Below are 12,890 nucleotides of genomic sequence, written 5' to 3'. Positions count from 1 at the left end.
GGGTTTTCACAATTTGCTAACCCGCGCCAGAGATGGGGGAAAGGAGTACATTACTTCCCGTGCGCGGGCAAGGACACAGGCTTCTCGCGCGAACTAAGCATTAGCGGAGATAACGATGAAAATCGCCCTGTTCGTACCCTGCCTGGTGAACCATATGGTTCCTCAAGTGGGCATCGCCACCGTGGAGCTTCTGGAGAAGCTGGGCCACGAGGTGATTCTGCCCCACGGCCAAACCTGCTGTGGCCAGCCGATGACCAACTCCGGCTGCTACGAGGACGCCAAGAAGACCACCCTGAAGCTGCTGAACGCCTTTAAAGGCGTGGACTGCGACTACATTGTCTGCCCGGCCGCTTCCTGCCTGGTGGCGGCCAAGGAGAACTTCCACGAGTTCGACTGCAGCCCGGAAGCCACTGCGGTGATTGGCAAGCTCAAAGAGCTGACCGAGTTCCTGCACGACATCCACGGCCTGGAGCGCTTCAACAAGCCCTTCAACCACAAGATCAGCCTGCAGATGTCCTGCCACGGTATCCGCATGCTGGACCTGGCGACCCCGTCTGAGACCAAGGGCAAGAGCTACAACAAGGTGGAAGCCCTGCTGTCCCGCATCGAAGGCATCGACATCGTTTACCCGGACCGCAAAGACGAATGCTGCGGTTTTGGTGGCACCTTCGCCCTGGATGAGGGCGCCGTCTCCGGCAAGATGGGCAAAGACAAGGCCCAGGCGCACGCCGACACCGGCGCTGCCTACGTGGTGGGTTTTGACCCCTCCTGCCTGATGCACCTGGACGGCGTAATCCGCAAGCAGCTGCATCCCATTCAGACTCTGCACATCGCAGAACTGATCAACCAAGCGCTGTAAGGAGACATCCCATGGCACTGATTGGTGAGATTGAGAGCCACGCCAGCGCGGCGGAGAAGTTCAACCGTGACGAAGCGCGGGTGGACTGGCACGACAAGGCGCTGTGGACCCTGCGCCACAAGCGTGACCTGGCCGCCGACAGCATTGGTGGCGACGAATGGGAGCGGGTCAAACAGCTCGGCTCCGAAATCAAGTATCACACCCTGGCGAACCTGGCCAAGTACCTGCAAGAGTTCGAGGCCAACTGCCAGAACAACGGCATCGTGGTGCACTGGGCGAAGGACGGCAAGGAGCACAACGAGATTGTGCACAGCCTGCTGGCCAAGCATCAGGTTAAGAAGCTGGTCAAATCCAAGTCGATGCTGACCGAAGAGTGTCACCTCAACCCCTACCTGATTGAGCGGGGCATCGAGGTGATCGACACCGACCTGGGTGAGCGCATCATCCAGCTCAATGAGCAGCCGCCGAGCCACATCGTGGTGCCGGCCATCCACCTCAAGAAAGAGGAGGTTGGCGAGCTGTTCCACCGCAAGATCGGTTCCGAGAAGGGCGCCTCCTGCCCGACCTACCTGACCAAGCAGGCTCGTTACCATCTGCGTGAACACTTCCTGACCGCCGACGCGGCCCTGACCGGTGTCAACATGGCCATCGCCAGCGAAGGCGCTGTGGTGGTGTGCACCAACGAAGGCAACGCCGACATGGGGGTGAACCTGCCCAAGCTGCAGATCCACTCCATGGGCATCGACAAGATTGTGCCCAACCTGGACGCGGTGGGCGTGCTGACCCGCACCCTGGCCCGCAACGCCACCGGCCAGCCCAGCACCACCTACAACACCATCTACAAAGGCCCGAAAGCGGGCGGCGAGATGCACATTGTGATGGTGGACAACGGCCGCACCGAGCTGTTCAAGGACAAGCTGCTGGCGGAAGCTTACAAGTGCATCCGTTGTGGCGGCTGCCTGAATACCTGTCCGGTCTACCGTCGCTCCAGTGGCTACAGCTACAACGCGCTGATCCCCGGCCCCATCGGCATCGCCGTCTCCGCCGGCAATGACGAGACCCACTCCATGGCCTGGGCCTGCACCCTGTGTGGCTCCTGCACCAAGGTGTGTCCCACCAAGGTGCCGCTGGACCAGATCATCCACCACTGGCGTAAGATCCAGGCCAAAGATGGCCGCTTGCCCTACGGCAAAGGCAGCTACATGCCCTTTGTTGGCAAGTTTATGGGCAGCGAAACCCTGCTCAACGCCGGTATGGGCATGGCCCGTGGTGCGCTGCGCATCCTGCCGGGCTCGCTGATGAAGCCGTTTGGGGGTGCCTGGACCAAGCACCGCGAACTGCCGGAAGCACCGACCACGGGCTCGTTCGAGAGCTGGTTTAAGAAGAATCGGGAGAACAAGTAATGTCCAGCCGTGACCAAATTCTGCAGGCCCTGGGCCAGATCACCCTGCCGGACCAGCCGCTGCCGGTGATCGACGTTGAACCCAACACCGAAGACCTGCCTGGCCAGTACGAGGCCAGCCTGGCCAAAGTCGGCGGCACCCTGGTTCGGGTCACCAGCCTCGACGAGATCCAGACCTACCTGAATGACCGCATGGAAGAGGGCGGCCAGGTGATGAGTCTGGTGGAAGGGCTGACCGGTAACCGTGAGCTGAATGAACAAGCCCACGATCTGCGCGATGTTGACCACACTCTGGTCTCAGCGGAGTTTGCCGTCGCGGAGAACGGCGCGGTGTTCATCAAGGACACCGTGACCGGCCACCGCGTGGCCCCCTACATCACCGAGCATCTGGCTGCGGTGGTGAAGGCAGACGCCATCTACCCGACCATGCATCAGGCCGCACCGGCCATCGACCTGGCGCCCGGCAGCCACGGTGCCTTTATTGCCGGCCCGTCCAAAACCGCCGACATTGAACAGGCGCTGGTGATTGGTGCCCACGGTGCCAGCTCCATGACCGTTTTTCTGCTCAGTTAACAGCGATGCAGACCCATTGCCCGTGCGGGAAACCGCGCGGGCTTTTTTGTGGCTGAACGCCAGCCAATCCGGGGTTGAGCGGAGCACGGGTGAAAGAAAATTTCATTCCACGATAACTGTCAGAAATATAAAGAGTAATATCGTCATTGCGGGTGTTCCCCTGGGTTCCCTACAACAAAAATTGGCGACAATCCCACCGTTTCCAGCCATCGGCTCGTGGCCCTCCCGCCAGTCCTGAAACTCCCTGACAAAATCCCCGCCGGAATTGTGATCCGGATCGCTTCGATCCCCATTCAGTTGCCCCAAAAGGCGGATCTACAATACGCGCAATCGTTTGCGCACACGTTTGCGCTGATGGTTGCGGATGATTTGATGTCGAGGAAACCTATGAAACGCGGCGCGCTACTGAACAGTCACCTGTCCCAGCTGATTAGCCTCTCCGGCCACACCGATGAGCTGACCATCGCCGATGCCGGCCTGCCGATCCCGGACGAATGCCAGCGCATCGACCTGGCCCTGATACGGGGTGTGCCGACGTTTCTCGATACCCTGAACGCCATCGCCGGTGATCTGCAGATTGAGTCAGTGGTACTGGCCGAAGAGATGCAGAGCCACAGCCCAGCCCTGCTGGCGCAATTGACCACTATGCTGGAACAGCTGGGTCAGGCGCAGGGGCAAGCCATTGCCATCGAGTGGGTCAGCCACGAACAGTTCAAGCAGCGCAGCCGCAACAGCCGTGCCGTGGTGCGCACCGGCGAGTGCCAGCCCTACGCCAACATCATTCTGAAAGCGGGAGTGGCGTTCTGATGGAGCCGGTACTGCAACTCGACGGCATCGACAAAGCCTTCCCCGGGGTGAAAGCCCTGGATGGTGCCCGCCTGCACGTCTACCCCGGCCAGGTGATGGGCCTGATGGGAGAGAACGGCGCTGGCAAGTCCACCCTGATGAAGGTGCTCACCGGCATCTACAGCGCTGACGCTGGCCAGCTCCGCTACCAGGGTGAAGCGTGCTGGTTCGATGAGCCCCGCGCCTCCCAGCAGGCGGGCATCAGCATCATCCACCAGGAGCTGAACCTGATTGGTGGCCTCTCCATCGCCGAAAACATCTTTCTGGGTCGCGAACCGATGCGTGCCGGTGCCCGCATCGACTGGCCCAGCCTTTACCGCCAGGCCGATGCGCTGCTGGCCCGTCTGGGTGTAGCCCGCTCCAGCCGTGAGCCGGTATCCCGCCTCTCCATCGGTGAACAACAGATGGTGGAGATCGCCAAGGCGCTGTCGTTCCAGTCCAAAGTGATCGTGATGGACGAGCCTACCGACGCCCTCAGTGACCGGGAAACCGAGACCCTGTTTAAGGTGATCGCCGAACTGAAAGCCGATGGTGTCGGCATCGTTTACATCTCCCACCGGATGCAGGAGATCTTCGCCATCTGCGATCGCATCACCGTCATGCGCGATGGCCAGTTCATTGCCGAACACGGCGCCGACGAGTTGGATGAGGCGCGCCTGATTGAGCTGATGGTGGGGCGTCCGCTGTCCGACCTCTACCCCCGTGTTGAGGTGACCCCCGGTGCTGAGTCACTGGCGGTGGAACGCCTCAGTGGCGCCGGTGTGGAGGACGTCTCCTTTACCCTGCACCAGGGCGAAATCCTAGGCTTCAGTGGCCTGATGGGCGCGGGCCGCAGTGAGCTGATGCGCCTGCTGTGCGGCGATGTCTGGGCCGAGTCCGGTGTCGTTCGCCTCAATGGCGAGGCCCTGACCGTGCGCCATCCGGCCGACGCCATCAAGGCTGGCATCACCTACATCTCCGAAGACCGTAAAGGCGATGGCCTGGTGCTGGGGATGTCAGTCAAAGCCAACATGAGCCTGTCGGCGCTGAACCACTTCAGCCAACTGGGTCGCCTGCAGCACGGCGCTGAAGCCAGCGAGACCGAGCAGTTCCGTCAGCGCTTTAACATCAAGACCCCGACCCTGGACCAGCCCATCGGCAAGCTCTCCGGGGGGAACCAGCAGAAGGCCGCCATCGCCAAGGGCGTGATGGCCCAGCCCAAGGTGCTGATCCTGGATGAGCCGACCCGCGGCGTGGACGTCGGCGCCAAGAAAGAGATTTATGAGCTGATTAACCAGCTCAAGCAGGGCGGCATGAGCATCATCATCGTCTCTTCCGACCTGCCCGAGGTGATGGGCCTGAGCGACCGCATCCTGGTGATGCATCACGGCCGCATCAGCGGTGAGTTCACCGCCAAAACCGCTACCCAATCCCAGTTGCTGGCCGCTGCGCTCGGCAAAACCCAGAACGAGAACCAAGCATGACCTCTCAAGCACAGACCCTGATGCCCAAGCTGCTGGATGGGCTGAAAAACCAAAAAGCCCTGCTGGCCCTGCTGGTGCTGATCGCGGTGGTCTCCACCCTGAACGACCAGTTCTTTACCACCGGCAACTTGATGAACATCCTGCGTCAGACCTCGGTCAACGCCATCATCGCCGTGGGCATGACCCTGGTGATCCTGACCGCCGGCATCGACCTGTCGGTGGGCGCGGTACTGGCCCTGTGTGGCGCCCTCGGCGCCTCCATGGTGGGACTGGAGCTGCCCCTGGCGGTGACGCTGGTGGCCACCTTGCTGTTCGGCCTGTTCCTCGGCAGCCTCAACGGTCTGCTGGTGGCCAAGGGTAAAGTACAGGCGTTTATTGCCACCCTGGTGACCATGACCGCCATCCGCGGCCTGACCATGGTGTACACCGACGGCCGTCCCATCTCCACCGGCTTTACTGACGCCTCTGACGCGTTCGCCTTCCTCGGCACCGGCTACCTGTTTGGTGTGCCGATGCCGGTGTGGCTGATGCTGCTGTGCTTTGTCGGTGCCTGGTTCCTGCTCAACCACACCCGCCTGGGCCGCTACATCTACGCCATCGGCGGTAACGAAGCGGCGGCACGCCTGTCCGGCATCCGGGTGGATCGGGTCAAGGTGGCGGTGTACGGCATCAGCGGCATGATGGCTGCGCTGGCGGGTCTGATCGTGACCTCCCGTCTCTCCTCCGCCCAGCCCACTGCCGGTACCGCCTATGAGCTGGATGCCATCGCTGCGGTGGTGGTGGGTGGCGCCAGCCTGGCCGGTGGCCGTGGCTTTATCTGGGGCACCCTGGTGGGCGCGTTGATCATCGGTTTCCTGAACAACGCCCTGAACCTGCTGGACGTCTCCTCTTACTACCAGATGATCGCCAAAGCGGCGGTGATCCTGTTGGCCGTGCTGGCCGATCGCAAATCTCACGCATAAGAACGATTAGGAGCCTGACATGAAACACTGGATGCGCCGTGCCGCGGCACTGACCCTGGCCCTGGGCCTGACCGCCACCGCTTCCGCCAAGGACACTCTGGCGCTGGTGGTCTCCACCCTGAACAACCCGTTCTTCGTCACCCTGAAAGAGGGGGCCGAACAGAAAGCCGCGGAGCTGGGCTACGACCTGATTGTGCTGGATTCTCAGAATGATCCGGCCCGCGAGCTGGCCAACATCGAAGATTTGACCGTGCGCCAGGTCAAGGCGATCATGCTCAACCCCACCGACTCCGACGCGGCCAGCAATGCCGCCCGTATGGTGAACCGGGCAGGCATCCCGCTGCTGACTCTGGACCGGGGCGTGACCCGCGGCGACGTGGCCAGCCACATCGCTTCCGACAACGTGGCGGGCGGCAAGCTGGCCGGTGACTTCATCACTGAGCAGCTGGGCCAGGGCGCCAAGGTGCTGCAGCTCGAAGGCGTGGCCGGCACCTCCGCCGCCCGTGAGCGCGGCGAAGGCTTTGCCCAGGCCGTAGCGGCCAACCAGCTGCAACTGATGGCCAGCCAGCCGGCGGATTTTGACCGCACCAAGGGCCTCAACGTGGCGGAGAACCTGCTGGCCGGTAACGGCGACGTGCAGGCCATTTTTGCCCAGAACGACGAGATGGCACTGGGCGCGCTGCAGGCCGTTCGCGGCGCCGGCAAATCCGTGCTGATTGTCGGCTTTGACGGCACTGACGACGGTATTGCTGCGGTCAAGCGCGGCCTGCTGGGTGCCACTGTGGCCCAGCAGCCGGAGCTGATCGGTCGCCTCGGTGTGGAGATGGCCGCGAAGATCCTCGCGGGCGAAGCGGTGGAAGCCTACCAGCCGGTACCGCTCAAACTGATCACCAAGTAAGTCATTTTCCGGGTAAGGAACAGAATCGATGGCAACACTCACCGTATTGGGCAGCATCAACGTGGACCACCTGTTGCAGGTGGACCACTTCCCCCGCCCGGGGCAAACCCTCACCGCCAACCAGTACGACATCGTCGCCGGCGGCAAAGGCGCCAACCAGGCCGTGGCCGCGGCCCGGCTGGGAGCCACCACCACCATGATCGGCTGTGTGGGTGAAGACGCCATCGGTGCCCAGATGGTGGCGCAGTTTGGCGCCGACGGCATCGACACCGCGGCCATCGATACCGTGCCTGGCCAGAACACCGGCCTGGCGATGATCTACGTCGACAGCCAGGGTGAAAACAACATCGGCATCTGGCCCGGTGCCAACGCGGCCCTGAGCCCGGAGCGGGTGCTGGCGCACCACGACCGCATCACCGATGCTGACCTGTTGCTGCTGCAACTGGAAACCCCCGTTGAAAGCCTGGAGCAGGCCGCAGAACTGGCCCGCGCCAGCGGCACCACCGTGGTGCTGAACCCGGCCCCGGCCCGTGACCTGCCGGACAGCCTGCTGCGCCACGTGGACATCATCACCCCCAACGAGACCGAAGCGGAGCAGCTCACCGGCATCGCCATCGACAGCCTGGATGACGCTGACCGTGCGGCCCAGGCACTGCACCAGCGTTTCGGCATCAAGACCGTGATGATCACCCTGGGTAAGCGCGGCGTGTGGTTGAGCGAAGCGGGTGAGGGGCGTTCGATCCCCGGTTTTGTGGTGGACGCGGTGGACACCACCGCCGCCGGTGACACCTTTAACGGTGGCATGGTGACGGCCCTGCTGGAGGGCCAGTCGTTGGCCGAGGCGGTGCGCTTTGGCCAGGCCGCTGCGGCCCTGTCGGTGACCCGCATGGGCGCTCAAAGCTCCATCCCGACCCGGGATGAGGTGCTGGGTTTGCTGGCCAGTCAGGGCTGAGCGATGGCCACGATCAAAGATGTGGCCCGCCTCGCCGGGGTCTCCACCACCACGGTCTCCCACGTTCTTAACGAAACCCGTTTCGTGTCCGAGGACGCCAAGGCGCGGGTGATGCAGGCGGTGGCGGCCCTGAACTACGTCCCCAACACCGTGGCCCGAAGCCTGAAAGGCGGCAGCAGCCGGGTGCTGGGGATGCTGGTGACCGACACCAACAACCCTTTCTATGCCGACCTGATCCAGTGGGTGGACCGGGTCGCCTACCGCCACGGCTACAATCTGATGCTGTGCAATACTCAGGGCAACGCCGACCGCGCCCGCGACTACCTGGCGATGCTGGCTCAGCGTCGGGTGGATGGCATGCTGCTGATGAGCTCCGACACCCAACAGGAGACCATGGCGGACCTCAGCGAGCGTCTGGCCATGCCCGCCGTGGTGATGGACTCCGCCCCGGCGGAAGCGGGCTATGACCGCATCCTCGACGACTCAGAGATGGGCGGTGAGCTGGCGGTAACCCACCTGATTGAGCAGGGGCACCAGCGCATCGGTTTGCTGGCGGGCCCGCTCAGCAAGCGCAACAGCCAAAGCCGCCTGAGTGGCTATCGCCACGCGCTGACCAAGGCCGGGCTGGCGGCGGACGACAACTGGGTCTGTTCCGATGAGCTCAGCTTTGAGGGGGGCTACCGCGCCATGCACGCGCTGTTGGCCCGGCAGCAGCAACTCACCGCCGTGTTCGCCAGCAACGACCTGATGGCCATGGGCGCCATGCGGGCGCTGATGGAAGCGGGACTGCGGGTGCCCGAAGACGTGTCCGTGGTGGGCTATGACGACATTCCGGCCGCCCGTTACTGCAATCCGCCTCTGACCACCGTGCGTCAGCCGATGGAAGCGCTGGCGGAGCAGGCGTTGTCGATGCTGCTGGACCGCATCCGCGAGCCCAGCCTGCCCGGTCGCCAGGTGGTGTTGCCACCGGCACTGGTGGGGCGGGACAGCGTGGCCCCGGTGAACTGACCCACCTTCTTCTCTTTTCGCGTTACCCCAAAACCCCGGATGGAGGCTGTATCAACACTTAAGGTGTTTGAAAATGCGGCCAGCCATCCGGGGTTTTGTTGATCCGGATCAGAGAATCATTAAAAGAGCATTACTGATGCATGTTATCTCATTTCAGTCGGCGTATGATGCATTCCAAAAGATGCATTATGTTTGCAACTAATGGAGTGAGACCATGTTTTGTGTTCAGTGTGAGCAAACCATCCGTACCCCGGTCAGCAGTGGCTGCAGCTACAGCATGGGGATGTGCGGCAAGACCGCCGAGATTTCCGATCTTCAGGACGTGTTGGTGTACCTGATCCAGGGCGTCAGCGCCTACGCCCATCTGGCTCGTCAGGTGGACGTGGTGGATGGAGAGGTGGATGCCTATCTGCCTCAGGCATTTTTCGCCACACTGACCAACGTGAACTTCGATGCCGAACGCCTGGTGGCCTACACCGAACAAGCGATGGCCCTGCGCCAGCGCATCAAGGCCGCTTATCTGGCCGCCTGTGCCGAGCGCGGCATCGTGCCGGCAGAGCCGGTGGGAGCCGGTCAGTTCGAGCTGTCCGTTGATAAAGCCGCCATGCTGGCCGCTGCGCCGCAAACCATGGTCAACCGTGGCCATGCCGAAGTGGGTGAAGACATCGTCGGCCTGCGCCTGCTGTGCCTGTATGGCCTCAAAGGTGTGGCCGCCTATCTGGAGCACGCCCGGGTACTGGGCCAGCAGGATGAGAAGCTGTACGGCGAGTTCCACCGCATTATGGCGCGCCTGGGTGAAGACCCGAGCGAGATGGGCGACCTGCTGGCACTGAGCATGGATATTGGCCACCTGAACTTCGGCGTGATGGCGCTGCTGGACCTGGGCGAAACCAACGTATTTGGTCACCCGGTGCCGGTTCAGGTCAATATGAAGCCGGTGGCGGGCAAAGCGATTCTGGTGTCCGGTCACGACCTGATCGACCTGCAACACATCCTCGAACAGACCCAGGGTAAAGGCATCAACGTCTACACCCACGGTGAGATGCTGCCAGCCCACGCTTACCCGGAACTGGGCCACAAATACCCGCACCTGGTGGGCAACTACGGCACCGCCTGGCAGAACCAGCAGAAAGAGTTTGCCAACTTCCCCGGCGCCATCGTGATGACCTCAAACTGCCTGATCGACCCCAATCCGGGCCGCGGCATTGAGGGCTACGCCGACCGCCTGTTTACCCGCTCCATCGTGGGCTGGCCGGGCGTTACTCACCTGATTGGTGACGACTTCAGCACCGTGATCGACAAAGCACTGGCCTGTGAAGGCTTCAAGTACGACGAGATCCCGCACTACACCACCACCGGTTTTGCCCGTAATGCCCTGATGGCGGCGGCCCCGGCAGTGATTGACCAGGTCAAGGCCGGCAACATCAAGCACTTCTTCCTGCTCGGTGGCTGCGACGGCGACAAGGCTGAGCGCAACTACTACACCGAGTTCGCCAAGCAGGCGCCGAAAGACACTCTGATCCTGACCCTGGCTTGCGGCAAGTTTAAGTTCAACGACCTGGAGTTCGGCGACATCAACGGCATCCCGCGCTTCCTCGATGTGGGTCAGTGCAACGACGCTTACTCCGCCATCCAGCTGGCTCTGGCCCTGGCCGATGCCTTCGAGTGTGGGGTGAACGACCTGCCGCTTTCTCTGGTGCTGTCCTGGTTTGAACAGAAGGCGATCGCCATTCTGCTGACCCTGCTGGCCCTGGGCATCAAGGACATCCGCGTGGGGCCGACCGCCCCGGCGTTCCTGACCGACAACCTGATTGCGGCCCTGAACGAGCAGTTTGGCCTGCGCCTGATCACCACCGTGGAACAGGACATCGCCGACATTCTTGCGGCTTGAGCCGAGCTAAATTAGGGGGCCGTACTCGGCCCCTTTGTCGTTTCTCTAGCGTTGGAATCACCATGCTTTTGACCTGTCATCAGGTGCGTCCTGAAACGTCGGACGTCACCAGTTTTATCTTCAGCAGCGACCAGGCTGTGGATTTTATTCCGGGCCAGTTCCTGACCCTGCTGGTGCCGATTGAAGAGCGCACCAGTGCCCGCGCCTACAGCCTGGCTTCCATTCCCGGTGAAACCGAGCTGCAGCTCACCATCAAGCGGGTGCCCGGTGGCCGGGTGTCCAACCACCTGCTGGACGCCCTCAAGCCCGGTGACACACTGGAAGCGTTGGCCCCGGCTGGCGAGTTCCATCGGGATCTGGCCGGCGATGGCGCCTGGCTGCTGCTCTCCGCCGGTTGCGGCATCACGCCGGTGTTCTCCATGCTGCGTGAGCGTTTGCAGCGGAAACCGGACGCGGACATCGTGTTTGTCCACAGCGCCCGTACCGCCGCCGACCGCCTCTTCCCGGAACCGCTGGAAGCGCTGGCCGCGGCCCACCCCAACCTCAAACTGCATTGGGTGCTGGGGGATGCGGTCGATCCGGAGCCGTTTAAGGGTCGGCTTGATGCGGCCCAGTTGCAGGCCCGGGTACCGGACCTGAAGCAGCGCACCGCGATGATCTGCGGTCCCCAGGGCTATATGGACGCGGTGAAAACCATGCTGCGGGAGTTCGGTGTCGAGGAGGGGCGGATCCACAGTGAAGCCTTTGTGGCACCGCAACCGGCCAGCCTGACCGAGGCCAGCCCCAGCGCGGGCCACCAGCTGGCGGTGGACGGCATTGAGTTGCCGATCCTGCCGGGCCAGACCGTACTGGAGAGCCTGGAGCAGGGCGGTTTGCCCATCTTTGCCGCCTGTCGCACCGGGGTGTGCGGCTCCTGCAAATGCAAAGGGGAGAAGGACAAGCTGGAAAGCACCTCCACCCTAGGGCTGACGCCGGAGGAGATTGAAGCGGGGTACTTCCTGGCCTGTTCCAGCACCGTGACCGGCGATATGGCGGTCGAGCTGAACGACTGACCCATCCGGAAACAAAAACGCCGCTCATCGAGCGGCGTTTCTATTGGCGCCATATCCCTGGCTAACCGTAGCGTGCGCGAGCCGTACCGGATTGGAAATAGCGTCGCCTCTTCGTAGCGTGGGCTTTGAGCCCACGGCTGTGGTGCTCTGAACTCCGAAAGTCCCGTGGGCTATAAGCCCACGCTACGCCCTATTGTGGCCGTAACCGACGATAAGCAATCCATAAAAAAGCCGCTCATTTGAGCGGCTTTTTTCGTTACTCGGTCACCAGTTCCGGCTCGGGCTCGGCGCGGCTGGCGGTGTTGGCCCAGCACTGGATTGGAAATGGCATCGCCTCTTCGTAGCGTGGGCTTTGAGCCCACGGCTGTGGTGCTCTGAACTCCGAAAGTCCCGTGGGCTATAAGCCCACGCTACGCCCTATTGTGGCCGTAACCGACGATAAGCAATCCACAAAAAAGCCGCTCATTTGAGCGGCTTTTTTCGTTACTCGGTCACCAGTTCCGGCTCGGGCTCGGCGCGGCTGGCGGTGTTGGCCCAGCACTGGATTGGAAATGGCATCGCCTCTTCGTAGCGTGGGCTTTGAGCCCACGGCTGTGGTGCTCTGAACTCCGAAAGTCCCGTGGGCTATAAGCCCACGCTACGCCCTATTGTGGCCGTAACCGACGATAAGCAATCCATAAAAAAAGCCGCTCATTTGAGCGGCTTTTTCGTTACTCGGTCACCAGTTCCGGCTCGGGCTCGGCGCGGCTGGCGGTGTTGGCCCAGCACTGGATTGGATATGGTGCTGGGCAACCGTAGCGTGCGCCTGTGGCGCACAAAGCGCACTGGATTAGAAATGGCGTCGCCTCTTCGTAGCGTGGGCTTTGAGCCCACGGCTGTGGTGCTCTGAACTCCGAAAGTCCCGTGGGCTATAAGCCCACGCTATGCCCTATTGTGGCCGTAACCGACGATAAGCAATCCATAAAAAAGCCGCTCATTTGAGCG

At 62.3% G+C, this 12,890-nt stretch carries 11 protein-coding genes; all 11 read left to right on the top strand.

The window, feature by feature from the left end; translation table 11 throughout:
• Positions 1-115 precede the first annotated feature (115 nt).
• On the top strand, positions 116-859 hold the full coding sequence (locus tag FBAL_RS13955; RefSeq protein WP_013346227.1) for a (Fe-S)-binding protein: 744 nt from the start codon (positions 116-118) through the stop codon (positions 857-859).
• 11 nt (positions 860-870) lie between these two features.
• On the top strand, positions 871-2,262 hold the full coding sequence (locus tag FBAL_RS13950; protein WP_013346226.1) for a lactate utilization protein B: 1,392 nt from the start codon (positions 871-873) through the stop codon (positions 2,260-2,262).
• The gene (locus FBAL_RS13945; protein WP_013346225.1) at positions 2,262-2,834 is read left to right on the top strand and encodes a LutC/YkgG family protein; all 573 of its coding nucleotides are present in this window, start codon (positions 2,262-2,264) and stop codon (positions 2,832-2,834) included. Before FBAL_RS13950 ends, FBAL_RS13945 begins: the two co-directional genes overlap by 1 nt.
• Positions 2,835-3,221: 387 nt before the next feature.
• Positions 3,222-3,641 (top strand): D-ribose pyranase, encoded by a 420-nt coding sequence (rbsD, locus tag FBAL_RS13940; protein WP_013346224.1) that lies wholly within the window; start codon positions 3,222-3,224, stop codon positions 3,639-3,641.
• Positions 3,641-5,143, top strand: a complete 1,503-nt coding sequence (rbsA, locus tag FBAL_RS13935) for a ribose ABC transporter ATP-binding protein RbsA (protein WP_013346223.1) — start codon at positions 3,641-3,643, stop codon at positions 5,141-5,143. Before rbsD ends, rbsA begins: the two co-directional genes overlap by 1 nt.
• Complete coding sequence (rbsC, locus tag FBAL_RS13930) at positions 5,140-6,105, top strand: ribose ABC transporter permease (RefSeq protein WP_013346222.1); 966 nt, start codon at positions 5,140-5,142, stop codon at positions 6,103-6,105. The genes rbsA and rbsC overlap by 4 nt, the downstream gene beginning before the upstream one ends.
• A 19-nt stretch (positions 6,106-6,124) precedes the next feature.
• Positions 6,125-7,003 (top strand): ribose ABC transporter substrate-binding protein RbsB, encoded by an 879-nt coding sequence (rbsB, locus tag FBAL_RS13925; RefSeq protein ID WP_013346221.1) that lies wholly within the window; start codon positions 6,125-6,127, stop codon positions 7,001-7,003.
• 28 nt (positions 7,004-7,031) lie between these two features.
• Entirely contained in the window at positions 7,032-7,955 is a 924-nt protein-coding gene (gene rbsK / locus FBAL_RS13920) for a ribokinase (RefSeq protein WP_013346220.1), read from the top strand.
• Positions 7,956-7,958: 3 nt separating this feature from the next.
• Positions 7,959-8,963: a LacI family DNA-binding transcriptional regulator gene (locus FBAL_RS13915; RefSeq protein ID WP_013346219.1), complete on the top strand. Its 1,005-nt coding sequence runs from the start codon at positions 7,959-7,961 to the stop codon at positions 8,961-8,963.
• Between the two features lie 214 nt (positions 8,964-9,177).
• On the top strand, positions 9,178-10,854 hold the full coding sequence (gene hcp, locus FBAL_RS13910) for a hydroxylamine reductase (protein ID WP_013346218.1): 1,677 nt from the start codon (positions 9,178-9,180) through the stop codon (positions 10,852-10,854).
• A gap of 62 nt (positions 10,855-10,916) precedes the next feature.
• Entirely contained in the window at positions 10,917-11,906 is a 990-nt protein-coding gene (locus FBAL_RS13905) for an FAD-binding oxidoreductase (protein ID WP_013346217.1), read from the top strand.
• Positions 11,907-12,890 lie beyond the last annotated feature (984 nt).

Origin of the sequence: Ferrimonas balearica DSM 9799, assembly GCF_000148645.1 — a bacterium.
Classification (GTDB): domain Bacteria; phylum Pseudomonadota; class Gammaproteobacteria; order Enterobacterales; family Shewanellaceae; genus Ferrimonas; species Ferrimonas balearica.
Note: the sequence above shows the minus strand (reverse complement) of the source record. Positions and strands in the feature narration are given on the sequence as shown.

Coding starts and splice junctions, on each gene's coding strand:
- rbsC (WP_013346222.1), top strand. CDS start 5,140: ATGACCTCTCAAGCACAGACCCTGATGCCCAAGCTGCTGGATGGGCTG.
- FBAL_RS13945 (WP_013346225.1), top strand. CDS start 2,262: ATGTCCAGCCGTGACCAAATTCTGCAGGCCCTGGGCCAGATCACCCTG.
- FBAL_RS13915 (WP_013346219.1), top strand. CDS start 7,959: ATGGCCACGATCAAAGATGTGGCCCGCCTCGCCGGGGTCTCCACCACC.
- rbsA (WP_013346223.1), top strand. CDS start 3,641: ATGGAGCCGGTACTGCAACTCGACGGCATCGACAAAGCCTTCCCCGGG.
- rbsB (WP_013346221.1), top strand. CDS start 6,125: ATGAAACACTGGATGCGCCGTGCCGCGGCACTGACCCTGGCCCTGGGC.
- FBAL_RS13950 (WP_013346226.1), top strand. CDS start 871: ATGGCACTGATTGGTGAGATTGAGAGCCACGCCAGCGCGGCGGAGAAG.
- hcp (WP_013346218.1), top strand. CDS start 9,178: ATGTTTTGTGTTCAGTGTGAGCAAACCATCCGTACCCCGGTCAGCAGT.
- rbsD (WP_013346224.1), top strand. CDS start 3,222: ATGAAACGCGGCGCGCTACTGAACAGTCACCTGTCCCAGCTGATTAGC.
- FBAL_RS13905 (WP_013346217.1), top strand. CDS start 10,917: ATGCTTTTGACCTGTCATCAGGTGCGTCCTGAAACGTCGGACGTCACC.
- FBAL_RS13955 (WP_013346227.1), top strand. CDS start 116: ATGAAAATCGCCCTGTTCGTACCCTGCCTGGTGAACCATATGGTTCCT.
- rbsK (WP_013346220.1), top strand. CDS start 7,032: ATGGCAACACTCACCGTATTGGGCAGCATCAACGTGGACCACCTGTTG.